The organism is Paenibacillus cookii (assembly GCF_018333375.1).
Lineage (GTDB): Bacteria > Bacillota > Bacilli > Paenibacillales > Paenibacillaceae > Paenibacillus_AQ > Paenibacillus_AQ cookii.
Genome location: NZ_BORW01000005.1, coordinates 170271 through 192132 on the forward strand (window position 1 = coordinate 170271; position 21862 = coordinate 192132).

A 21862-nucleotide genomic window follows, 5' to 3' on the forward strand; every position below is an offset into this window, starting at 1 on the left:
TTACAATACGAATATAACATACTAAACAGGTAGGATTAATCAAAAATAACAGCATTATCCGAATCACATCGTTCCCGCCGTACAAACGGAGGAACCGCCGATCCGAATGGCAAGATGCGCTTTTTTAGCACGCGCAGATCATTGGACAGGGGTTTCTCCGTTTTTTTGTGGCTTGAAGCTTAGGCGGGGAACATCATTTAAGAAATGGGAGTGGGACCATGATGAATCGCAAGGGGATCCAAATCGCAAAAAAAGGAGCGGCAATCACGCTCGCAGTGCTGCTGACGGCGGCGCTGGCCGCTTGCGGCGCAAAAAAAGAAGCCGGTGAGTCCGCAGCGGCGGGGGGACAGAGCCAAGGCAGCGAGGCCAAAAGCGAAACCAAAAGCGAAGCCAAAGAGATTCAATTGCTGAACGTTTCGTATGACCCGACCCGGGAGCTGTATGAAAATTACAACAAGGCGTTTGCGGCGTATTGGGAAAAAGAAAAGGGGCAAAAAGTCACGATCAAGCAGTCCCATGGCGGTTCCGGAGCGCAAAGCCGCTCCGTGATCGACGGATTGGAGGCGGACGTGGTGACGCTCGCTTTGGGTTACGACATCGACGCCATCCAGAAAAAAGGGCTCATTCGAGAGGGATGGCAGGACAAATTCGAGCTGAACAGCACGCCGTACAATTCGACCATCGTCTTTTTGGTGCGGAAAGGCAACCCGAAGGGCATCAAGGACTGGAACGACCTGATCAAGGGCGACGTGCAGGTCATTACGCCGAATCCGAAAACGTCGGGCGGAGCAAGGTGGAATTACCTGGCCGCTTGGGGATACGCCCTGAAGCAGAACAACAACGACGAGCAAAAAGCAAAAGAATTCGTGCGCGAGCTGTTCAAGCATGTGCCCGTGCTGGACACCGGAGCCCGCGGGGCGACGACGACGTTCGTGGAGCGGGGCATCGGCGACGTGCTGCTTGCGTGGGAAAACGAAGCGCTGCTGTCGGTCAAGGAGCTGGGCCCGGACAAATTCGACATCGTTTATCCTTCGGTCAGCATTTTGGCGGAACCGCCGGTGGCGGTCGTGGATAAAGTCGTGGACAAAAAAGGGACGCGCGAGGTCGCGGAAGCTTACCTGAAGTATCTGTATTCGGAGGAAGGGCAAAAAATCGCAGCGGAAAACTTCTACCGCCCGACGCTTTCATCGGTGCTGGACCAGTATAAGGACACGTTTAAAACGCTCGATCTGTTTACGCTGAAGGATATTTTCGGGACATGGGACGAAACGCAAGCGAAACATTTTAACGACGGAGGGGTATTCGACGAAATTTATACGCCGGGCAAATAACGGGGACCGAACAAGGGAAGGGGTGAACGCATGAGCCGAAGAAAAACGGGTCAAAGCCGGGTGCTTCCCGGCTTCGGCCTGACGCTGGGATTCAGCGTCGCGTATTTGAGCCTGGTCGTGCTGGTGCCGCTCTCGGCGCTGCTCATCAACTCGACCGGTCTCGACTGGGCCAAGTTTTGGCAGGTGGCGACCGACCCGCGCGTGCTTGCCTCGTACCGGATCAGCTTCACGACGTCGGCCGCGGCCGCGCTCGTGGATGCCGTGCTTGGCCTGCTGCTCGCCTGGGTACTCGTCCGTTACGAATTTCCGGGAAGGAAGCTGTGCGACGCGCTGATCGATTTGCCGTTTGCGCTGCCGACGGCGGTGGCTGGCGTGTCGCTGACCGCCTTATATGCCCCGAACGGATGGATCGGCTCGCTGCTGGCGCCGCTTGGCGTCAAAGTCGCCTTTTCGCAGCTTGGCATCACGCTGGCGCTGATGTTCATCGGCCTGCCGTTTGTCGTCCGGACGCTCCAGCCGGTCCTGCAGGATATGGACCGCGATGCCGAGGAGGCTTCCGCCACGCTTGGGGCCGGCAGGTTCCGGACGTTCCGCAGCATCGTGCTGCCGGCGCTAGTTCCGCCGCTGCTGACCGGCTTTGCTCTCGCTTTTGCCAGAGGCATCGGGGAGTACGGCTCGGTCGTGTTTATATCCGGCAATATGCCGATGAAAACGGAAATCGCGCCGCTGCTCATCATGTCCAAGCTGGAACAGTACGATTACGCGGGGGCGTCGGCCGTAGCGGTGCTGCTGCTGCTCATTTCGTTCCTGATGCTGCTGGTCATCAATTCGCTGCAGCGATGGTCCAGCCGGAAAAAGGAGGCGGTATAGATGGCGGGAGGCGTACCTGGAGCCGCTGCCGTGAAGCAAGTGCAGACGTCGCGGGCCGCAACGGAAAGACCGTTCGTCAAATGGCTGCTGATAGCCGGCGCAGGCCTGGTTTTGCTGTGGCTGATCGTGCTGCCGCTTGTCGTCGTCCTGACGCAGGCGCTGAAAAAGGGATGGGACGTGTATATCACTGCTTTGTCGGACCCGGATGCGCTGTCGGCGCTGAAGCTGACGCTGCTTGTGGCGCTGGCGACCGTTCCCTTGAATACGATTTTCGGGGTGGCCGCCGCTTGGGCGATCGCCAAATTCAAATTTAAAGGCAAAGGCGTTTTGATCACGTTGATCGATTTGCCGTTTGCGGTTTCCCCGGTCATCGGCGGGCTGATCTTCGTGCTGGTGTTCGGGGCGAACGGCTGGTTCGGCCCGTGGCTGGCGGACCATGACGTCAAAATCATTTATGCCGTCCCCGGCATCGTGCTGGCGACGCTTTTTGTCACCTTTCCTTTCGTGGCGAGGGAACTGATCCCGCTCATGGAAGATCAGGGCCAGCAGGAAGAGGAGGCGGCCATCACGCTCGGCGCGAAAGGCTGGACCGTGTTTACGAAGGTGACGCTGCCGAACATCAAATGGGGCCTGATTTACGGAATCATCCTTTGCAATGCGAGGGCGATGGGGGAATTCGGCGCGGTATCGGTCGTGTCGGGACATATCCGCGGAGAGACGAACACGCTGCCGCTGCATGTGGAGATCCTGTACAACGAGTACCAGTTTTCGGCCTCGTTTGCCGTCGCTTCGCTGCTTCTGCTGCTGGCTCTCGCGACCCTGCTGATCAAGAGCCTGTATGCAAGAAAACATGAGCATTGACGCGGCCCCGGGAGCGGCCGGAGCAAATTTTGCAAAATCCGGATTGACAGCGATTTTGGCGGCATGATAATGTAACTGTAACATCATAAAACAAAGTAAATTGGTTGGAAAAGAATGAATTGATTGTGTATGGAATTCATGAATATCGTTCTGAAGCAAAGGAGGCGCTTGTCATGGCAAAAGGGCTCCAGTTAAATGAGGTATGGCTTGAGAGGATCGCCGGCCAGCTAAACGACATGGAATTCGGTTCCCTGCATATCGTCGTGCATGAAGGCCAAATCGTGCAAATGGAACGGACGGAGCGGAAGCGCTTTGAGAATACGCCCTCCAAGCCGGCGAAGGCAGGAATCGCGGCCAGGGCGAGGCAGGATTTGAAAAAGGCCGCGCCGGACCGCAGGTAGCGGCGGCCGGGCAAATCTGCTTCAGCCCCCGGAATCTTCCCAGGCGAGCACCCGAACAGAAACAGACACGGAAGGACGGAACGGAAAAGTCAAAACCCGCTGATGCAGCAAGCCGTAAACGAAGGCTTGCCGTCAGCGGGTTATTTGTTGTGCCGCGTCGGGTCGCCATGCTCCAACAAGTCGGCGGAACCCGCGTACGGACGGTCCCTCCGCGAACGTTTCGGTCCCAATCCGAAACCGCACAAAAACAAGAGAATTTGAACCGCTAATATGTAAGGGGCAGCCTCCAGGCCGGCAAGATGGGCTGCTGCCGCGGCGGTGATGCATAAGGCCAGCATCCGATAAGCGTATTTGGGCGAATCCTTGCGGGGCGTCATGACGGCAAAATGAAAGGAAACGACGGCCACGAGGCATGAAACATACCGCATCCACAGCTCGACTCCGGTCCAGGAAAACGCCGGAATACGATGATCATGGAACTGCCCGTAAAGCCCCAGGCTCCAATAGACGATGCAAGCCAACAGGAAAAAAGGCACCGCAGGCCGCACGAGCTTCCAAAAGGCCGTTCCCCACCCCGGGTTGTCCAACGAGCGGATAATGGAAGCCTGCTCGGCGATTTTTTTCTTGATCTCGCGGTCCAGCAGCCGTTCAAGCTGGGCATGGCGCGAGGCGTCCCGTTCCCTGGCATAAGCGTCGATGGCTTCGATCATCTCCGTCGTCACCAGAGGGGCAGCTTTGCATTGCTGCAGGAGCAGATGCAGCGGTTCGGGCTCATGCTCCGCTTCATCCGGAGCGGCATCCGCATCGCCGCTCAGCATGCCCGCCGCGCGGCAGTACGGATCAAGCGTCTGGCGCAGCCTTTCAAGCCGTTCCGAGGCGGCCTTTCGAAAAGAGCGGGCGGTGCGGACGTATATCCATATGAACGCGATCACCGCAAACCCCGTAAAGATGATTCCGGACTGCGTACCGGTGAGATCATCTGCATGAATCCAAGCCGCAAACGGCAATGCGCAACCCTCCTTCATCGCTTTTGATTCCACTATTGCACAATAGGCTCCGGATTTCAATATTTCCTGAATTATTCCAGCTTCGCCGACAAAATATGCGGCAAGCTGTCCAGATCCTCGAGCAGCTCCTGCAGGGTTCCGTTATATTTCGTTTTGGCATCGATTTTAAGGTGGTAAATGCCAAGGCGTTCGGGGTCCTGCTCCATTTCGTATGACGATATGGAGATTTTCCGCGACGTTAGCGACTCCAATATCGGCTTGACGGATGATTTGGAATCCAGCTCGAAGGAAATCTGCAGCGCCCGCCCGGATTTGAAAATCATGCTGAGCAGTTCCAGGCCGATCATGACAAGGACCGTCGCGCTGATGCCCGCGGCATACATGCCCGAACCGATCGTCAGGCCGATGCCGGAGGTCGCCCATACCCCGGCGGCCGTCGTCAATCCGCGCACCATTTTCCGTTCAATGATGATCATGCCTGCCCCGAGAAAACCGATGCCGCTGACCGCCTGCGCCGCGACGCGGCTCGGATCCAGCGAGACATGATCATGTTCCAGCACCTGGGAAAAGCCGTATTGCGACACAAGCATAATAAGCGCGCTGCCGACCGCGACGAGAAAATGGGTTCTGAGCCCCGCCTCCTTGGCCCGCAGCTCCCGCTCCAGGCCGATGACCGCGCCAAGCAGCCCGGCTACCGCCAAACGGATGATGTACTCTGCAACCATGCATTCATCAGCTCCTTTGCAAAATAAAGAATCGCTCCTGATCGCCGCTTTTGGTTTTGTCGGCGGCGCACCATGTGGATAAAAATGGGTTATCCCATATGATAACAGAAAAGAACAAGCTTCGAGGACGGCCGTCCTGGTATCCGAAGAAAAATTAGCGCGGATAACGGGTGTCTATATTTTTATGATTATAAGAAAGTTTAAACATAAAGAACGCTTTTATATCCGGCGAACCGCTTTCGCCGCCGGCCGAAGCGGGTAGACACCGCTTACATTTTGATTTATAATGAATCGCAAGTTCATAAAAGTGGCGGAGAAAAGGAGAACACGCGAATGAAGTCCCTCTGTGGACCGTTTGGTGTTTTTCTTTTCTCTTTTTCGTTTTATCGTAAAAAGGAACAGGGATGGGGGAGCGATATGACCTTTACGAATCAACGCATTTTGCCGGCCGCCCGTAAAGTGAAGGACCTGGAAAAACTGATGAAATTGTCGTACGAGCATATCGTCATTTTGGATACGCATATCAGCCAAATCAGTTCGATCGTTCAACTCGCGAAATCGCACGGCAAAAAGCCGCTGCTCCACGCGGATCTGATCGAGGGACTGAAAAACGACGAATACGCGGCGGAGTATTTGTGCCAGGTCGTGAAGCCGGCGGGCATCGTTTCGACCCGGGCCGGGGTCATCGCGAAAACGAAGCAAAACGGGCTGCTTGCCATTCAGCGCTTATTCCTGCTGGATACGAACGCATTGGAGAAAAGCTACGCGATGTTCAAACGGACGCAGCCCGATTACATCGAAGTGCTTCCCGGCGTCATCCCGCACATGATTACCGAAGTGTCCGAACGGACCGGGATTCCGGTGTTCGCGGGCGGACTGATCCGCACGGTGAACGACGTGGAACAGGCGATTGCCGCGGGAGCGTCGGCCGTGACGACGTCGAACGTCGAACTGTGGAAACATTTTGAGCAGAAGGAGTAAGGGGGGGACTAGGTTGCCGCAAACCTATATTATGGCCCTCGATCAAGGGACGACCAGCTCCCGGGCCATCATTTTCGATAAAAACGGGCAGGTCGTCAGCTCGGCTCAGCAAGAAATCAAGCAGTATTTTCCGGAACCGGGCTGGGTCGAGCACGATGCGAACGAAATCTGGGTTTCGGTGCTGGCCGTGATTGCCGGGTCGTTGTCGATGGCGGGCATCGGGCCCGAGCAGATCGAAGCGATCGGCATTACGAACCAGCGGGAGACGGCGGTTGTGTGGGACAGAAATACGGGGAGGCCGATCCATCGCGCGATCGTATGGCAGTCCAGGCAATCGGCCGACATTTGCGAAGACTTAAAGGGCCGGGGATATGAAGAACTGTTCCGCCAAAAGACGGGCCTCGTCATCGATGCTTATTTTTCAGGAACGAAAATCAAATGGCTCCTCGACCACGTCGAGGGAGCCCGTGAAAAGGCGGAAAAAGGCGAGCTGCTGTTCGGCACGATCGATTCCTGGCTTGTATGGAAGCTGACCGGCGGCAAGGCGCATGTGACCGATTATTCCAATGCGTCGAGGACGCTTCTTTATAACATCCACGAGCTTGCTTGGGACGACCAATTGCTTCAAATTTTAGATATTCCGAAAGCGATGCTCCCGGAGGTGCGTTCGTCCTCCGAGGTATACGGAAGCACCGTGGAGCCCCATTTCTTCGGCAGGCAGGTGCCGATCGCCGGCATCGCGGGCGACCAGCAGGCGGCGCTGTTCGGTCAGGCCTGCTTCGAGAAAGGGATGGCCAAAAACACGTATGGAACCGGCTGCTTCATGCTGATGAATACCGGGCATGAGGCGGTCGACTCCAAACACGGCCTACTGACGACCATTGCCTGGGGGATCGTCGGCCGGATCGAATACGCGCTTGAAGGCAGCGTGTTTGTGGCCGGATCGGCTTTGCAGTGGCTGCGGGATTCGCTGCGGATGCTGAAAACCGCGGCGGACAGCGAGCAGTATGCGGCACGCGTCCCGTCGACCGAAGGCGTATACGTCGTGCCTGCATTCGTCGGCATGGGCACGCCCTATTGGGACGGCGACATGCGGGGAGCCGTTTTCGGGCTGACGCGCGGAACGACAAAAGAGCATTTCGTTCGGGCGACGCTGGAATCGCTGGCGTATCAGAGCAAGGACGTGCTGGACGTGATGGCCGTCGATTCCGGACTGAAGCTGACCAGCCTGCGCGTGGACGGGGGCGCGGTGCGCAACGAATTTCTGATGCAGTTTCAAAGCGATCTGCTCGATACGGAAGTGGAGCGGCCGATCGTCAACGAAACGACGGCGCTGGGCGCCGCTTATTTGGCCGGGCTTGCGGTCGGCTATTGGAAGGACAAGGACGAGATCAAAGGGAGCTGGAGGCTCGACCGGTCTTTTAAACCGGCCATGCCCGATGATGAGAGGCGCCGCCTGTACGAAGGATGGCAAAAGGCGGTTCGGGCGGCCATGGCTTACAAATAGGGATACTGCGATCGCCGTTTGCATGCTATAATGATTACAAGTTCATACGATGGTAGGAGACGTTTGAGACAACCACGAACGCCCGCGCTTCGCGTTTTGCACGCGAAAGCCGCGGGATCTTCGTGGTTTTTTTACTTTATGGAAAGAGGGGCTGCGATATGAAGCATAGGTTTTCCGGAATGGATCGCCGAACCAAGCTTGAGGAAATGGCAAACGGGATGTATGACGTTCTGATTATCGGCGGCGGCATCACGGGGGCCGGCATCGCCCTGGATGCGCAGAAGCGGGGAATGAAAACGGCCTTGATCGAGATGCAGGATTTTGCGGCGGGAACGTCCAGCCGATCGACCAAGCTGGTCCACGGCGGGCTTCGCTACTTGAAGCAGTTCGAGGTGAAGATGGTGGCCGAGGTCGGCAAGGAACGCGCCGTGGTTTATGAAAACGGGCCCCACGTCACGACGCCGGAGTGGATGCTCCTGCCGTTTTACGAAGACGGCACGTTCGGGGCGTTTACGACGTCGGTCGGGCTGCGCGTGTACGATTTCCTGGCAGGGGTAAAACCCGAAGAACGACGCAAAATGTTAAGCAAAGAAGAGACGCTCGGCAAAGAGCCGCTGCTGCGGAAGCAGGGCTTAAGAGGCGGCGGTTATTACGTGGAGTACCGCACGGATGACGCGCGCCTGACGATCGAAGTCATGAAAAAAGCGGTGGAAGCCGGGGCGAGCGCCGTCAATTACGCCAAAGCGGAGGAGCTTATATACGAAGGCGGCAAACTGGTCGGGGCGAAGGCAAGAGACGTCATCGGCGGGGGCGTATACGAGATCCGGGCCCGGAAAGTCGTCAATGCAACCGGGCCTTGGGTCGATACGCTGCGGGAGCTGGACCGGTCCAAATCCGGCAAAACGCTGCGCCTGACCAAAGGCGTGCATCTGGTTTTCGACGGCTCGCGTTTTCCGCTCCGGCAGGCGATTTACTTCGATACGGCCGACAAACGGATGGTGTTTGCCATTCCCCGCGACGGAAAAACGTACGTGGGCACGACCGATACCGACTATGCGGGAGACACGGTTCATCCGCGCGCGACGGCCGAGGACCGGGATTATTTGTTGGCTGCTTGCAATCATATGTTTCCGGAGCTGCTGCTGACGGCGAAGGATATCGAATCCAGCTGGGCGGGCCTGCGTCCGCTGATCTATGAGGAAGGCAAATCGCCTTCGGAAGTCTCGCGGCGCGACGAAATCTTCGTTTCGCCTTCGGGCATGCTGACGATCGCCGGCGGCAAGCTGACGGGTTACCGTAAAATGGCCGAAACCATCACGGATCTGCTCGCCCGGAAGCTCCAGGCCGAAGGGTTCGGGCCGTTCGCCCCGTGCGCTACGCGGACACTGCCCATTTCCGGCGGGGATGTAGGCGGCTCGGCGCGTTTTCCCGAATTCGTTCGCGAAATGACGGAAAAAGGCAAGCAAATCGGCCTCGCGCCGGAATCCGCCCAACGGCTCGCGCTCCGTTACGGCTCGAACGTTCCGGCCGTATTCGACCGGATCCTTTCGGCGCAACAGGCCGGAACGGGCCGCGGACTGTCCCGGGAAGTGCAGGCGATGCTTCTGTACGCGATCGAAGAGGAAATGGCGGCAACACCCGTCGACTTTTTCATCCGGCGGACCGGGGCGCTGTTTTTCGATATCGCATGGGTGCGGCAGTGGAAAGAACCCGTCGTCAGCTTCATGGCGGAGCAGTTGGGCTATAGCGACGAGCAGGTTCGGAAATACGCGGAAGAGCTTGAGCTGGAACTGAAAGCGGCCGTCGTGCCGTCGGAAGAGCTGGAACCGGTGTATTCGTAACGCAGGGTTCGCCGGCTCTTTCCTCCTCCGAAGCGGTATGCGATGGCGCCGGAACGGACGCCGCGGCATAAACGAATACATGGGCTTGCAAGGCCAACGAAGGCCAAGGCGCCGCGCCTCCCGTACCCGGGAGCGCGGCGCTTTTTTGCGAGGGATAGGAAAAAAATCTTCGATACCGCTTCGAGGAAGCGCACTTGGTCATTCGGCAGACGTTGCACAAAACAACAAATGATCTTATTGAACGCCATCGAAGATTTGCGGGCATAAAACGGCTTTTGAGGGTAATATAGGAATAGCGGAAAAGCGATCATTTGGACTGAAGCTTCGGCAGGTTCAAAGCAAATTGAGACAGAGGAGACATCTTCATGACAGAAACCATTCACCCCATGAACATAACGATTTTTGGAGCCACCGGCAAAGTCGGGCAGGCCTTGGTCCGGGAGGCGCTAAACCGCGGCCATGACATAACGGCCGTCGTGCGCGACGCCTCCCGGTTAAAGATAGAGCATGAACGTCTGCATGTCGTGGAGGGGAATTTGTTGGACCCCGCGACGGTCGAAAGAAATGCGAAAGGACGCGAGGCGGTGATCAGCGCCTACGGACCGAAGCCGGGAGAAGAGGAGGAGCTGCTTGAAGCGGCGCGTTCGCTGATCGAAGGGGTGCGCCGTTCGGGAACGAAACGCCTGCTTGTCGTAGGCGGCGCCGGCAGCCTGCTGACCGATGACGGCACCCGGCTGATGGATACGCCTTCGTTTCCGGAAGAATGGTTTCCGCTGGCTGCGGCGCATGCCGACGCCTACGTGATTTACAGCCGTTCCGACCTGGATTGGACGTATTTGAGTCCGGCGGCCGCACTGGAAGACGGCCCCCGCAGCGGCAATTTCAGAATCGGCATCGACCGGCTGATCACCGACGAGCTCGGCAGCAGCCGGATCACGATCGCCGATTTGGCCGCGGCGCTCGTGGATGAACTGGAGGATCCTTATTTCGTCCGTTCAAGGTTTACGGTGGGGTATTAAGGCAAGCAAGCGGGCTCGGCTTCCCTCAAGGCGGAGCATGCGGTCGGTTTACGCGAAAATGATGGGTCGCGGACCTGCTGACAAGGAGGTAGACATGAATGCATATCGTAACTTCGGCGCAGATGCGGGAGCTTGATCGCCGCGCCATAGAGGAGATCGGCATTCCTTCCATGGCGCTGATGGAAAACGCCGGCAAGGCGATCGCGGAGGAAGTGATCCGGCTTTGCCGCGAGCGGCAGCCTGCGCGGGCAGACAGGAATGAGGCGGAAGGCATCGGCCGGCAAGCAGGAGGGCGCGGATGCATCCGGGGCGACGCCGGCCTTGCGCTGGATCAGCCGGAACGCGAGCATTGGCTGATCCTCGCCGGCAAGGGCAACAACGGCGGCGACGGTTTGGTGGCCGCGCGTCATTTGCGCGAGGCGGGCATCCGCGTGACGGTGGTCTATGCCCTGCCGCCGGAGCAGCTGCAAGGGGATGCCGCCCTGCAGCGGGACGCCGCCGCTGCCCTTGGCATCCCCTTGCTTGTCCACGGGCGCGATGCCGTGGACTATGGCGGATGCACGGGCATCGTCGATGCCCTGCTCGGGACCGGCGCCCACGGCCAGCCGCGGGGCGCTTACGCGGACATGATTGCCGCGGCGAATGCCAGCGGCAAGACCATCGTGTCGGCGGACATCCCCAGCGGGCTGGACGCCGACACGGGGGAAGCCGGCCGGCCGTGCATCGCGGCCCGGCTGACCGTTTGCCTCGCGTTCCTGAAGCGAGGCTTGACGCAGTACCCCGGCGCGGAAGCCGCCGGGGAGGTGGTGGTGCGCTCCATCGGGATTCCCTCGGAGCTGTGCGGTCAGCAGGAAGGGGGCGCCTACCTGCTGACCGAAGCGGTGCTGCGCGGCCGCTTGCGCGTAGACACGGCGCGCCGCCGCTCGCCGGACGGCCACAAAGGCACGTACGGCCACGTGCTTGTGGCGGCCGGAAGCCCGCGCATGAGCGGCGCGGGGCTGCTGTGCAGCCGGGCGGCTTTGCGCGCGGGCAGCGGCCTCGTGACCTGGGCGCTGCCTGCACCGCTGCTGCCGCATATGGCCGGGGCCGCGCCGGAAATTATGCTCGCCCCCGCTGCGGACGGGGACTGGGACGAGGCTTCGGCCGAAACGGTGCTTCAGCTGGCCGCAAGCCGCAGCGTGCTGGCCATCGGCCCCGGGCTGGGGCGGTTTGAAGGAGACGGCCGCTGGCTGCGGCGCATATGGGAGCAGTCCGAGCGTCCGCTTGTCGTCGATGCCGATGCGCTGAATATGCTCGCGGACTGCAAAGACTTGCCCGTCTGGCAGGGAAGGAAGGCGGATACGGTGCTGACGCCGCATCCAGGCGAGATGGCCCGCCTGACCGGCTTGTCCGTCAAGGAAGTCCAGCGGGACCGGATCGGTGCCGCTTCGCTGTATACGGCAACCCATCGGGTTACGCTGGTGCTCAAAGGGGCCCGAACGGTCATTGCCGGGCCGGACGGTACCGTTTATGTCAATGCGACGGGCAATGCGGGCATGGCGACGGCCGGATCGGGAGACGTCCTGACGGGCATCATCGCCGGATTGTTGGCCCAGGGGCTGGACGGCGTCCAAGCCGCCGCTTACGGCGTTTACCTGCACGGACTTGCCGGCGAAGCTGCGGCCGAAAGACGCGGACACCCGTCCTCCCTGATCGCGGGCGATTTGATCGAGGCGCTTTAATCGACGGAAAAACCGTGCTCAACTTACAGCCAAAACAGGCAGATGAGCGGAACGACCAGCGCAAACAGCGGGGTAAGCAGGGAACGGTCGGAGAACATCCGCTTTCCCAGGAAAAAAACGAGCACCGTGCATACGCCCGCGGCCGCCCCGATGTCGCGGTAACCGTCAAACGCGGGATTAGCGGCGAACAGGCCGTAAAAAGCGCTATACGCCGCTGCCGCATACAAGGCGGCCTGCTTCATTTTGCTCAGCGGCGGCAGCACGGCGAGGATCGCATCGGAGGCGATGGAAATCAGCATGGCGTAGCTGTAAACCCAAATTTCGGGCGTAATGGACATTTCGGGGTCCGCCGCGTTCCAAGGCGTTTCCGGAACGGGAAACATCCGGGAAATCAGCAGGAACATCAGCAGCGTCAATCCCGCGGAGGCCAACTTGTTCATCGTATATTTTCCCGACTTCAGCCGGGCATGGATAAAGGAATAATCCGGTTTCATCATTCGTTTTCACCTTGCCCCATCGTCATTCTCGTCAGGATTTTGCCAATCCTCATGGTACAGCATAATCACAAGCCGCGGGAATGGTTACAGGAGCAGTCCGGCTTTTAAAGGGATTACGTACCCCAAACCGATTTGCGGGCAGGTGCTTGCCGCCAAAACGCTGCTCGATGTCTGTTTTTGGAACATGGAGAAGATATGTTCTTTTTGGACGGAACCTGGATTCGGGTCTGTTTTGCGGGAACGGGATCTTGGATTCGGCTGATGAAAAGGGAGTGGGTGCATGAAGAAATTCATGGCAGGCGTCGGCCTTTTTTGCGGTACGGCGGTTGTATTGTCTACGGTTTATGTGCTGGCGGGCGGTTTGGCGGATATAGTGCTGATCGTCGGTTTTAGTATCGTGATCGCCATGTTGGGCGTCATGTTGTACAACCAGCATCGGGAGCGGGATGCAAGAAAAAGGGCGGAGAAACGCCGGCAAATGAACCGGAATTTGTAATACCAGGGCCTAATCCACGAAAGGATCATGGACCGATGGCGGACGATCCCTACCTCACATGGACAGGATGGAATCGGACTCGTCAAATCTTTGAGAATGTTTCGTCCCGGGTTCCGGGAAATCGTCGCGATTATGGAACCGCATAGAATGCAGCCTCCCGCCTAAAAAGGCGCGGGAGGCTTTTTTCTTAAGATCCTGGGCTGTTGTTCCGGATATCCTTATTCGAAAAGGACCGGGCGGTACGAAAATCACGCTTTTTTTCTTTTCGGTATGCTAAGCGTCTGCCATTCGTCGCCTTGGATCATTTTGGCGAGATAAATGATTTGGCCGACGTGGCTTGAATAATGCGACATCTGGCGCTCGATTGCTTCAAGCACGGAATGCGGCTTCTGCTTAATATAGACGGTCCGCAGCAGGTCCTCGCCTTTGAGTTCCGAAAGCGTCCGTAAAAATACGCCCCAGCCCCGGTTCCACACGGCGAGGAGCTCTTCCCGGGACGAAAGCGTGCCTTCGAATTCCTCATCCCGGTTACGTCCGGGTTTTTCGCCGTCCGTCGTCAGAAAATCCGTCCAGCGCGAGATCATGTTGCCGCTAACGTGTTTGACGATCACCGCGATGCTGTTGGATTCTTCCCCCGGAGCCCAATTCAGCCTGGCATCGTCCTTGATTTGGCTAATGGCCTTTTCGGCCGACGCTTTGAGCTGCTTGAAATTTTCGGTTGCGATTTGAAGATATAGATTTGCCACATCCTGTACGTTCGAAGGATTTTCCATCCCGACACCTCCAGCATGATTGTGAGACGTTCGCAAGCGGTGACTTGTTGTTGTGTACAACCAGTATATTCCTGAAGGTCCGGCGTCTGCAACAACAGGAAAATGCTTTGGGTACCGGTCGTAACCGGACAGGTCGGCTATGCACTTCATCGTTCAGGATCAACGGCAACCTTCATGGGAAAGCCAAAATCCCCGGCCGCATCGGGTGCAGCGCGTTGTTAGTATTGTATGAGGGGGATCCTGGTAAATGCCGGTTGAATACTTTTTCTGTCCTAAAGTTATTCCTCGGGTTCGGGCGGCGTGAGCCGATCGATGCCGCCCATGTACGGCCGCAACGCTTGCGGGATATCTATGCTGCCGTCCGGCCGCTGATGGTTTTCGAGGAGCGGGATCAGAATGCGCGGCGAAGCGACGGCCGTATTGTTTAGCGTATGGCAGTACTGGAGATTGCCGTCCGCGTCCCGGTAACGGATATTCGAACGCCGGGCCTGAAAATCCAGCAGGTTCGACGACGAGTGCGTTTCGCCGTAGGCGCCGCGGCTTGGCATCCACGTCTCGATATCATATTGTTTATACGTTTTTTGCGACATATCGCCGGTGCACACGGCCATCACCCGGTATGGAAGCTCCAGCATCCGCAAAATCGCTTCGGCATGGCCGGTGATCTCCTGCAACATAGCCTCCGATACGCTAGGGTCGTTTTGGCAGAGAACGACCTGCTCGACTTTGGCGAACTGATGAACCCGGTACAGTCCACGGACGTCCCGGCCCGCCGAGCCGATTTCGCGCCGGTAACAGGCCGACATGCCTGCCAGCCGGATCGGCTCGCCCACGTCGACGATTTCGTCGCTGTAATACGACACAAGCGATACCTCCGACGTGCCGACAAGCCATTTTCCTTCGTCCGCGATCCCGAAGGTCTGATCCTGCCCTGCGGGGAAGAACCCTGTGCGGGTCAAGGCTTCCGGCCGGACCATGACCGGTACGTCCATCGGCGTAAACCCGTGCGCCGCCAAATAATCCAGCGCCAGCCGCTGCACCGCAAGGTGAAGGTAAAGGCCTGCGCCCTTCAAATAATAATTGCGCGTCCCTGCCGTTTTTACGCCCCGCGGAATGTCGAACAAATCATGCATTTCCCCGAGGGCGACATGGTCCCGCGGCTCGAAATCAAAAACCGGCGCTTCGCCGAAACGGCGAACCTCGACGTTGTCGCCGTCGTCCTTGCCGATCGGCGTATCCTCCGACACGATATTGGGAACGAGCAGAAGCAGCTCCGATACCCGGCCTTCGGCCGCCTGAAGTTCCGTTTCGAGGGCGCCCAGCGTTTCGTTCATGTCTTTCACCTGTGCCATCAGCGGTTCTGCCGCCCCCCGGTTCCCTTGCTTCATGAGGGGAGCGACTTCCTTGCTCAGCTGGTTTCGCCGGGCCCGGATCGCTTCCGTTTGCCGGAGAAGCTCCTTCCGTTTGGCATCCCACGCGAGCAGCTCCTCCACCTGAAAGGGGATGTTTTTGTGGATGGCCGTTTGCTGCACCCGCTCTTGATTGTCGCGGATAAATTGCATGCTTAACATGATTTTGACAGCTCCTTTGTCCGAAAAATACAAAAAGCGCCCTCATCCTTTGGGACGAGGAGCGCTTGCTCGCGGTGCCACCCAAATTGACCGGTTTGACGCTGCATTAAAGCGGCAGGGACCGATCCCCTTGGTTCCGCGGTAACGGACGGAAAGCCGGTTAACTTAGAGAGCAACACATGTTATTGCTCCGGTCGAAAACGCCTCGCAGTTGGATGCTGGTCATCGGCATAATATCGGTGTTCAATTCTTGTCGCTTAGTATAGCGTAATCCGTTTTCCCGCGCAATATGCATTTGCTGCTTGCATTAAACCAAATGCGCGAATCCCGTTACAGGCGGGATGGGGGACATTCCTAACCGGTATTGCCGCTTTTGGGCAAAAGGGCGCCTCGTAAAGCTTTGCACACGGTCAATCGATGTTTCGGTGGCTTTGCTATCTTTTCCGGAGTTGGATACAATAGGGGGAGATGAACGGGCCGATCCAGGTTTGCCCGAGCAAAGGATAGGGAGGCAATAACATGGCGATTGCGGAAGTGACGGTCATTCCGATCGGAACGGCGACGACCAGCCTGAGCGCTTACGTGGCCGATATGCAAAAGGTGCTGGCGAATCAGCAGGGCATCAGTTATCAATTAACGTCGATGAGCACGATTATCGAGGGTTCGCTGGAGGACGTATGGAAAGCCATTGCGGCGCTTCATGAAGCTCCGTTCCTTGCGGGAGCGCAGCGGGTATCGACATCGGTCAAAATCGACGACCGGCGCGACAAACCCTCCTCGAGCGCGCAGAAGCTGCAATCGGTGCGGGCGAAGCTGCAATAGCGCCTCCTAAATTTTTTTTGGGATAAACTATTGCATTTCCCCGCAAAAGCTGTATAATAGTCTATGTTTCGTTTGATTGTTTGAATGAAACGCCTTGTTAAGCTGGTGTAGCTCAGGGGTAGAGCAACGCACTCGTAATGCGTAGGTCGGGGGTTCAATTCCCTTCACCAGCATCTTTCATAAGCCTTACAGGACGCGGGTTTCCGGATTTCGGAGACCGCGTCTTTTTGCTTAACCACGTCTTTTCGGAAGGGGGAAATCATGCTCGTCACGATCGGGTACACCGTCTCCATGTTGTTGTACGTCGGAATCATGGTTTATCGTATCCTGGCCAAGACATTTTCGCGGTATCTCAGGGAAGAAAGCGGTTTTGTCTTGATCTTTTTGATTTTAAGTATGGCCGTGCAAGTCCCTATTATCCTTAAGGCGTGTTATATTTTCGCCGTTGTGCTGACATTTATGTTTGGGTATATCAGGAAGGGACACCATCCTAATCGATAATTGCATTTCACAAAAAATACAAATAATCGAAACCGTTCCTATCTTTATCATAAGGAAAATTATGGTACGTTAGAAACATCTCTAGGCGAACCGGCACCATGTTATGACGCATTGCATGTCGATGAGATCAGAACTTTGGCTGCAAAGGAGCGGAAACGATGAATTTTTTCAGTGCAACATCCCTGCCTTCGATGGTGATGACCCTCATTGCGTTTTTGGTTTTATACTTTTTGTTAAGCAAGTATGCATTTGGACCGCTGTTTAAGGTTATGGAGCAAAGGGAGACCCGCACGAAACAACGTCTGGAGTCGGCTGAACAGCTTCGGGAGGAGATGCGAAGGCTCGAAGCCGAAAGAAACGCGGTGCTGCAGTCCGCGGTGCAGGATGCGAATAACGCCGTACAGCGTACGATCCGGGAAAGCTTGGCGAAAGCGGAGCAAGTCATCAAGGAAGCAAGGGACGAGTCGGATCGGCATGTGGCAGAGGCGCTGGCGGAGCTGGAGCTGGAAAAACGAAAAGCGATGGAAGCCATCCAAGGGGAGACGCAGGATCTTTCGAAGCAAATCGTGCAGAAGCTTATTCCGGACCGGATTCATTGATCTATAGTACATGGAAAAAACGCAGACCATCGGTAATGATCCCGAAGGTTCTGCGTTTTTGTTTTTGGAATTATTTCGTTTTCTGCACCGTGGAAACACTCATCAGAATGGCGTTGGTGGTTCCGCCGCCGATATTGTCAAACGAGAACAGAGAGGTTGGAAGCCCGACCATCGTGACCTCATCGCCTTCCAGGATGTCGCCGGTGGAGTTCATGTATAGGCCGACAAAGGAATTGTCGTTTTCATCCCCCACATGGATGATGGCGATCGTTCCGATCTCCGTTTCTTCCTCCTCGATGTCGATGACCGGACCGCTTACCTGCACCATTTTATCCAAATACGGGTTGATGTTTTTGAACAGATGACGGGACGTGACGCTGGCATCCACCGAAGATTTGGCGGCTTTTTTGCTTTCTGCCGTCAAGGCAGGGAACAGGTCTTTATGGCTCACTATGTAGTTATAAGTCTTTTCGGTCATTTGGCCGGCATTATCGGTTATCGACGGAATGATTTGAGCCATCATGTCAGCCAATTGCGTTTGTCCTGCATTTGCTGCGGCGTTAGCTTGGCCGGTGGACGTTTTCCCTGTATCGGCAGCAGCTAAGGCTTTGCTGCTTAATTTGAAGGAATCGACCATTTTCTGTACCGTTTCCTTGCCGCCGTTTTCATAGGATTCCTTGGTATAAGAAATGCTGAGCGTATAGGTAGAGCTGCCCGTCGGAACGATGTATTGCGTCAAAACGACTGGAACTCCCGATTGCGCCTGCGTATATTCGCCCACCAAAATTCCGCTGTTATGGGCCCCCTCGGTATAGCTGATTTTTTTGAAATCCTTGATGGCATTTGCCAGTGCACCGCCTTCATATTGGGCAACGACCATATCGGCGTTTTCTTTGGCCGTAAACGTGGAATTGTCGGCGGCAACATTCACATTATCCGCAAAGGCGGACTTCGGCGCGGGATCTGCATAGGCTGCTTTGATCGCAGGCTGGTTAAGCTGGGACAAATCGTAGGCTTGCCAGGAAGCCGGGTACGAAAAGGTGAATTCTTCGGTTTCGGCGGTAGCCAGTTTCTGATCTTCCGATTCTTTCGGGGTTTCTTTCGGCGTTTCCTTAGGCGCTTCTTGGGTGGCGGTCGTCTTCGGTTCCTCGGCTGCTTTTTCCTTCTCTTTGGAGCTGCAAGCAGTCATTACGAGGCACAGGGACAGCAATAATACGATTGATTTTTTCAAAGTGTTTCCATCCTTTTGTCGTACCCGTCGGCTGGGAGATTGGCTTTCATCGTCCTGTAGGAAGCATAAGCTCAATGCAACGATTGGCTTGTTTCGTCACCTCCCGGCTTGCTGCGGCTTGAATAATAGTGAGTCTAACGGACTACCGATCATTTCAAGCATATTCGACATTCTTTTGACTTATTTTACGGGGCAGACAATCGGTTGGTTTCAATAAAACGACAATTTACCGCCTGAAATGATTATAAATGGAATTTTAATGATATTAAATAAACATTTTGGATATAGTTCCTTCCTCCCGTTTTTCCTTTCTCCGTCCCGTGTATATAAGAAGTGAAGGAACGGGGAATACTTCCATGATATGGAGCGAATTTCTGGAGGTGGAGGCATTTTGAGCGAAAGCAGCATTACGATTCATTTTGTCGGCGGGGAGTCATTGAATATCATTTCGGGCGACGTTCCGGGAATCATTGCACGGCTGAAAAGCGAGGAATGGGTCGTGCTGAACGAACATCACGTCAAAACATCGAGCATTTCCTTTTTCAGCGTATACGAGCCGGGGTTCGAGAGAAAAAGCGACAAGACGATTCCGGGGAGCGGCTGATTCCTTTATAGGATCGAAGAGGCGTTCTAGGCACGGCTCAACCCAGGCAAAGCGCGGTTCACGAAAGTGGGCTTGCGCTTTTTTTGTTGCTGTTGGCCCGGGCCCAGCTGGTGCGCTCAGAAAGCAATTTGTTGAACCTGACCATCGAGGCCGTTCGTCTTGTATAATGAAGTTAAGGAGTGATTGGTATGATCGTGGTCAGTTCCTGCCTGGCAGGATTGAAAGTGAGATATAACGGAACGGACTGCTTGGATGAAACGATTCGGCGTCTGGTCGGGGAAAAAAAGGCGGTGACGGTTTGCCCGGAGCTGATGGGCGGATTCGCGACGCCGCGGGAGCCGGCCGAAATTCAAGGCGGAACCGGTGCCGACGTGCTGGACGGACAAGCCCGGGTCATCGAAAAATCGGGCAGGGACGTCAGCGAGATGTACGTCAAGGGCGCTTATGCGGCGCTGGAGGTGATACGCGGGTTGGGTGCCCGCCTGGTCGTGTTGAAAGAATACAGTCCTTCCTGCGGCAGCTTGATGATCTACGACGGCAAGTTTGAAAACCGCAAAGTGGCCGGAAGCGGAGTGACGGCCGCGCTGCTGCAGCGGGAAGGCATCGAGGTCATCTCGGAAGAGCAGTTTCTTGAACGCTTGCGGCTTCGCGGCGAATGACGCGAATGCATTTACGGCGGCGGAGTCAGACTTTGCCGGGAGTTATTTCACATTGCCAAAAGGGAATGATTTGGGGTATAATAAGAACGTGTGTTCTTATTTGATTAACGGGAGATGATGATAGATGAACAAACCGCATCCATCCGCTTTGATGACACCGGAGCCGGAACGCAAGGAGGCATCCCGCCCGGAGAAGGAGCATCAGGATTGGGCAAGCATCGAACGCGAGCTTACGCATTCGCTCGAAGCGCACGTCAAAATCGGCATGACGGTCGACACGCCGAACGGAAGCCGCCAGCTGCGCGGTTTTGTGACCGTCGTCAATACATATTTGAAGGAAATCAAACTGCGCGAGGAAGATGACTGGCAGTGGATCCGATTCGAGGATATCCGGGCCGTGCACGTCTAAACTTTCATATCCAGGCGGCCAGGTCGGCTCCCCTCCCAGACCAAAGTCCAGGGAGCGACTAGTCTCAGGCTCGGCGCGAGTGGCGCCTCCGACCCGTATAATGAGTACCAGATATAACCAGAGGGGTATCGGAGGGAACTCATGATGAAGAGATCATATCAGTGGGCAGCGGCCGGGGCGATCCTTTCAGGGCTGCTTTTGACGGGCTGCGCTTCCGTTAACGAAGCCGCGCAATCCGTTAAGGAGGACCTGCAGCAGGTTACGGCCGCCGCGGGGGATTCGATCGGCAACGCCGCTTCCGGGATGGCGGACCGAATCAAGCGGAGCGGTAAACCGCTCGAGTTAACGGCTCAGCATGAATCCGGCTCAGAGACGGTGCTGCGCATCGAGCATAAGGTCGGAAACATTCGCCTCGTGCCGGTGGCGGGGGACGCGGTCCAGGTGAAGACGACGATTTGGTTTTTGAAAGACAGGTCTTACGAAAACTTGGCGGAACAAGCGGAGACTTCGTTCCTTCCGGAGGGCGGCAACCTGAGGCTCGCAACCAGCCCGAAAGACGACCCGGAACGGAATTTATGGGATTGGGCGGAATCCAAATACGGCTATTCCGACTTCGTCATCGACTATGAAATCGAAGTTCCCGGATCGGTGACGGGCATCGATATCGCGAGCGACGTCGGGGAAGTGAACGTGGAAGGGTTTAAAGGGAACTACCGAATCCGCAATAATGTGGGGAATATCGTCGTGCTAGACGGCCACGCGTTGGGTTCGTCCGAGATTGAAGCCGATGCCGGAAGCCTGCAGCTCCGAATGAACGGGATCGAGGAAGGCGGCAGTCTGACGGCCCGGACCGATGTGGGGAGCATCCGCGCCTCCTTTGCCGATACGATGAAATATACGCTTCAGGCGGAAAGCGACCTTGGGGCGGTCACCGGCGTGCCGGACGGAAAACGGGAGTTTAACGGGGGAGGAGCGGAGATTTTGCTTCAGACCTCCGCCGGAGAAATTACCGTCGAGTAAGGGAATCATTCGTTTCGTTGATACGTATGTACAGCGGTTTTGCGGCCAAGCCAAATCCATGCACCTCGCGAGAGAGGCAGGGTTTGGCTTTTTTCGTTTGCCTTGGTTGTTTGAAGCCATGCAAAAAGCCTGCGGATGAGCGGGGGCCGCAGGCTTTTTGCCAAGTAAGGGGAGTGATGGGTGAAGCATGAGGTTGGCGGAAAACGAAAATGTTTATAACATCTTCGTTTCTAGTAATATATTCAAAAGGTTTGAGATGTTTCGTGATAGAAACAGCAGGTAAAAAGCTCATTTATTGCGGGGGGGGATGGCAGATAAGAACAAGGAATCGGGACGATAGGAGAGCAAACGCCGTATTTAATCGCTTACATGGCATTTTGGGATCGATTCAATTTATGTTTATAATAATGATCAGT

General features: G+C 56.3%; 23 protein-coding genes and 1 tRNA gene. 17 read left to right on the plus strand and 7 right to left on the minus strand.

Annotated features, from left to right (window positions below; translation table 11 throughout):
- Positions 1-221 precede the first annotated feature (221 nt).
- The 4 genes from KI367_RS07615 (at position 222) to KI367_RS07630 (ending at position 3463) form a co-directional block, all read left to right on the plus strand.
- Positions 222-1331, plus strand: coding sequence for a sulfate ABC transporter substrate-binding protein (locus KI367_RS07615; protein ID WP_212948862.1), 1110 nt, complete (start codon positions 222-224; stop codon positions 1329-1331).
- 30 nt (positions 1332-1361) lie between these two features.
- The gene (cysT, locus tag KI367_RS07620; protein ID WP_036708671.1) at positions 1362-2201 is read left to right on the plus strand and encodes a sulfate ABC transporter permease subunit CysT; all 840 of its coding nucleotides are present in this window, start codon (positions 1362-1364) and stop codon (positions 2199-2201) included.
- On the plus strand, positions 2202-3062 hold the full coding sequence (cysW, locus tag KI367_RS07625; protein ID WP_212948787.1) for a sulfate ABC transporter permease subunit CysW: 861 nt from the start codon (positions 2202-2204) through the stop codon (positions 3060-3062).
- 173 nt (positions 3063-3235) lie between these two features.
- Entirely contained in the window at positions 3236-3463 is a 228-nt protein-coding gene (locus KI367_RS07630) for a YezD family protein (protein WP_212948789.1), read from the plus strand.
- Between the two features lie 140 nt (positions 3464-3603).
- Here the strand turns inward: KI367_RS07630 and KI367_RS07635 are convergent, their stop codons facing one another.
- Positions 3604-4470, minus strand: coding sequence for a hypothetical protein (locus KI367_RS07635; protein ID WP_212948791.1), 867 nt, complete (start codon positions 4468-4470; stop codon positions 3604-3606).
- Between the two features lie 71 nt (positions 4471-4541).
- Positions 4542-5195, minus strand: a complete 654-nt coding sequence (locus tag KI367_RS07640; RefSeq protein WP_212948793.1) for an MgtC/SapB family protein — start codon at positions 5193-5195, stop codon at positions 4542-4544.
- Between the two features lie 417 nt (positions 5196-5612).
- Here KI367_RS07640 and KI367_RS07645 point away from each other — a divergent pair, with 417 nt between their 5' ends.
- The 5 genes from KI367_RS07645 to KI367_RS07665 all read left to right on the plus strand — a co-directional run bounded on the left by KI367_RS07645 (position 5613) and on the right by KI367_RS07665 (position 12264).
- Positions 5613-6176 carry a glycerol-3-phosphate responsive antiterminator gene (locus KI367_RS07645; protein ID WP_212948795.1) on the plus strand — a complete coding sequence of 188 codons (564 nt, stop codon included), beginning with the start codon at positions 5613-5615 and terminating at the stop codon, positions 6174-6176.
- Between the two features lie 31 nt (positions 6177-6207).
- Positions 6208-7683 (plus strand): glycerol kinase GlpK, encoded by a 1476-nt coding sequence (glpK, locus tag KI367_RS07650; protein WP_212948864.1) that lies wholly within the window; start codon positions 6208-6210, stop codon positions 7681-7683.
- A 158-nt stretch (positions 7684-7841) separates the two neighbouring features.
- Positions 7842-9524 (plus strand): glycerol-3-phosphate dehydrogenase/oxidase, encoded by a 1683-nt coding sequence (locus KI367_RS07655; RefSeq protein ID WP_212948797.1) that lies wholly within the window; start codon positions 7842-7844, stop codon positions 9522-9524.
- Positions 9525-9910: 386 nt separating this feature from the next.
- Complete coding sequence (locus KI367_RS07660; RefSeq protein ID WP_212948866.1) at positions 9911-10543, plus strand: NAD(P)-dependent oxidoreductase; 633 nt, start codon at positions 9911-9913, stop codon at positions 10541-10543.
- 98 nt (positions 10544-10641) lie between these two features.
- Positions 10642-12264: an NAD(P)H-hydrate dehydratase gene (locus KI367_RS07665; RefSeq protein WP_212948799.1), complete on the plus strand. Its 1623-nt coding sequence runs from the start codon at positions 10642-10644 to the stop codon at positions 12262-12264.
- A 23-nt stretch (positions 12265-12287) separates the two neighbouring features.
- On the opposite strand, the gene KI367_RS07670 is transcribed toward KI367_RS07665, so the two are convergent.
- Complete coding sequence (locus tag KI367_RS07670) at positions 12288-12761, minus strand: hypothetical protein (RefSeq protein ID WP_212948801.1); 474 nt, start codon at positions 12759-12761, stop codon at positions 12288-12290.
- Between the two features lie 280 nt (positions 12762-13041).
- Here KI367_RS07670 and KI367_RS07675 point away from each other — a divergent pair, with 280 nt between their 5' ends.
- Positions 13042-13257, plus strand: a complete 216-nt coding sequence (locus KI367_RS07675) for a UbiA prenyltransferase family protein (protein ID WP_212948803.1) — start codon at positions 13042-13044, stop codon at positions 13255-13257.
- Positions 13258-13505: 248 nt separating this feature from the next.
- On the opposite strand, the gene KI367_RS07680 is transcribed toward KI367_RS07675, so the two are convergent.
- Positions 13506-14030 carry a DUF1572 family protein gene (locus tag KI367_RS07680; protein WP_212948805.1) on the minus strand — a complete coding sequence of 175 codons (525 nt, stop codon included), beginning with the start codon at positions 14028-14030 and terminating at the stop codon, positions 13506-13508.
- 278 nt (positions 14031-14308) lie between these two features.
- Positions 14309-15601 carry a serine--tRNA ligase gene (gene serS, locus KI367_RS07685; RefSeq protein WP_212948807.1) on the minus strand — a complete coding sequence of 431 codons (1293 nt, stop codon included), beginning with the start codon at positions 15599-15601 and terminating at the stop codon, positions 14309-14311.
- Positions 15602-16120: 519 nt separating this feature from the next.
- Here serS and KI367_RS07690 point away from each other — a divergent pair.
- Together KI367_RS07690 and KI367_RS07695 are read left to right on the plus strand one after the other, a co-directional pair.
- Positions 16121-16423, plus strand: coding sequence for an MTH1187 family thiamine-binding protein (locus KI367_RS07690; protein ID WP_036708885.1), 303 nt, complete (start codon positions 16121-16123; stop codon positions 16421-16423).
- A 101-nt stretch (positions 16424-16524) separates the two neighbouring features.
- Positions 16525-16596: transfer RNA gene (locus tag KI367_RS07695), tRNA-Thr, on the plus strand.
- Here the strand turns inward: KI367_RS07695 and KI367_RS07700 are convergent.
- Positions 16588-16737, minus strand: coding sequence for a hypothetical protein (locus KI367_RS07700; protein WP_212948809.1), 150 nt, complete (start codon positions 16735-16737; stop codon positions 16588-16590). The genes KI367_RS07695 and KI367_RS07700 overlap by 9 nt on opposite strands.
- A gap of 345 nt (positions 16738-17082) precedes the next feature.
- Here KI367_RS07700 and atpF point away from each other — a divergent pair, with 345 nt between their 5' ends.
- The gene (gene atpF / locus KI367_RS07705) at positions 17083-17523 is read left to right on the plus strand and encodes a F0F1 ATP synthase subunit B (RefSeq protein WP_212948811.1); all 441 of its coding nucleotides are present in this window, start codon (positions 17083-17085) and stop codon (positions 17521-17523) included.
- Positions 17524-17593: 70 nt separating this feature from the next.
- Here atpF and KI367_RS07710 read toward each other — a convergent pair whose 3' ends face one another.
- Positions 17594-18754 (minus strand): hypothetical protein, encoded by a 1161-nt coding sequence (locus KI367_RS07710; RefSeq protein WP_212948813.1) that lies wholly within the window; start codon positions 18752-18754, stop codon positions 17594-17596.
- Between the two features lie 391 nt (positions 18755-19145).
- On the opposite strand from KI367_RS07710, the gene KI367_RS07715 reads away from it, so the two are divergent.
- The 4 genes from KI367_RS07715 to KI367_RS07730 all read left to right on the plus strand — a co-directional run bounded on the left by KI367_RS07715 (position 19146) and on the right by KI367_RS07730 (position 21446).
- Entirely contained in the window at positions 19146-19358 is a 213-nt protein-coding gene (locus KI367_RS07715) for a hypothetical protein (RefSeq protein ID WP_036708697.1), read from the plus strand.
- A gap of 188 nt (positions 19359-19546) precedes the next feature.
- Positions 19547-20017 (plus strand): 2-thiouracil desulfurase family protein, encoded by a 471-nt coding sequence (locus tag KI367_RS07720; RefSeq protein ID WP_036708700.1) that lies wholly within the window; start codon positions 19547-19549, stop codon positions 20015-20017.
- Positions 20018-20141: 124 nt separating this feature from the next.
- A complete protein-coding gene (locus KI367_RS07725) occupies positions 20142-20426 on the plus strand; it encodes a YolD-like family protein (protein WP_212948815.1) in 285 nt (94 codons plus the stop codon).
- A 141-nt stretch (positions 20427-20567) separates the two neighbouring features.
- Positions 20568-21446, plus strand: coding sequence for a DUF4097 family beta strand repeat-containing protein (locus KI367_RS07730; RefSeq protein WP_212948817.1), 879 nt, complete (start codon positions 20568-20570; stop codon positions 21444-21446).
- Positions 21447-21862 lie beyond the last annotated feature (416 nt).

Bases quoted from the DNA above. Each gene is read 5' to 3' on its own strand.
- KI367_RS07680 (WP_212948805.1), bottom strand. From the start codon at position 14,030: ATGGAAAATCCTTCGAACGTACAGGATGTGGCAAATCTATATCTTCAA.
- KI367_RS07660 (WP_212948866.1), top strand. From the start codon at position 9,911: ATGAACATAACGATTTTTGGAGCCACCGGCAAAGTCGGGCAGGCCTTG.
- cysW (WP_212948787.1), top strand. From the start codon at position 2,202: ATGGCGGGAGGCGTACCTGGAGCCGCTGCCGTGAAGCAAGTGCAGACG.
- KI367_RS07730 (WP_212948817.1), top strand. From the start codon at position 20,568: ATGATGAAGAGATCATATCAGTGGGCAGCGGCCGGGGCGATCCTTTCA.
- KI367_RS07665 (WP_212948799.1), top strand. From the start codon at position 10,642: ATGCATATCGTAACTTCGGCGCAGATGCGGGAGCTTGATCGCCGCGCC.
- serS (WP_212948807.1), bottom strand. From the start codon at position 15,601: ATGTTAAGCATGCAATTTATCCGCGACAATCAAGAGCGGGTGCAGCAA.
- KI367_RS07655 (WP_212948797.1), top strand. From the start codon at position 7,842: ATGAAGCATAGGTTTTCCGGAATGGATCGCCGAACCAAGCTTGAGGAA.
- KI367_RS07720 (WP_036708700.1), top strand. From the start codon at position 19,547: ATGATCGTGGTCAGTTCCTGCCTGGCAGGATTGAAAGTGAGATATAAC.
- KI367_RS07725 (WP_212948815.1), top strand. From the start codon at position 20,142: ATGAACAAACCGCATCCATCCGCTTTGATGACACCGGAGCCGGAACGC.
- atpF (WP_212948811.1), top strand. From the start codon at position 17,083: ATGAATTTTTTCAGTGCAACATCCCTGCCTTCGATGGTGATGACCCTC.
- cysT (WP_036708671.1), top strand. From the start codon at position 1,362: ATGAGCCGAAGAAAAACGGGTCAAAGCCGGGTGCTTCCCGGCTTCGGC.
- KI367_RS07690 (WP_036708885.1), top strand. From the start codon at position 16,121: ATGGCGATTGCGGAAGTGACGGTCATTCCGATCGGAACGGCGACGACC.
- KI367_RS07700 (WP_212948809.1), bottom strand. From the start codon at position 16,737: ATGATTCCGACGTACAACAACATGGAGACGGTGTACCCGATCGTGACG.
- KI367_RS07670 (WP_212948801.1), bottom strand. From the start codon at position 12,761: ATGATGAAACCGGATTATTCCTTTATCCATGCCCGGCTGAAGTCGGGA.
- KI367_RS07615 (WP_212948862.1), top strand. From the start codon at position 222: ATGAATCGCAAGGGGATCCAAATCGCAAAAAAAGGAGCGGCAATCACG.
- KI367_RS07645 (WP_212948795.1), top strand. From the start codon at position 5,613: ATGACCTTTACGAATCAACGCATTTTGCCGGCCGCCCGTAAAGTGAAG.
- KI367_RS07640 (WP_212948793.1), bottom strand. From the start codon at position 5,195: ATGGTTGCAGAGTACATCATCCGTTTGGCGGTAGCCGGGCTGCTTGGC.
- glpK (WP_212948864.1), top strand. From the start codon at position 6,208: ATGGCCCTCGATCAAGGGACGACCAGCTCCCGGGCCATCATTTTCGAT.
- KI367_RS07630 (WP_212948789.1), top strand. From the start codon at position 3,236: ATGGCAAAAGGGCTCCAGTTAAATGAGGTATGGCTTGAGAGGATCGCC.
- KI367_RS07675 (WP_212948803.1), top strand. From the start codon at position 13,042: ATGAAGAAATTCATGGCAGGCGTCGGCCTTTTTTGCGGTACGGCGGTT.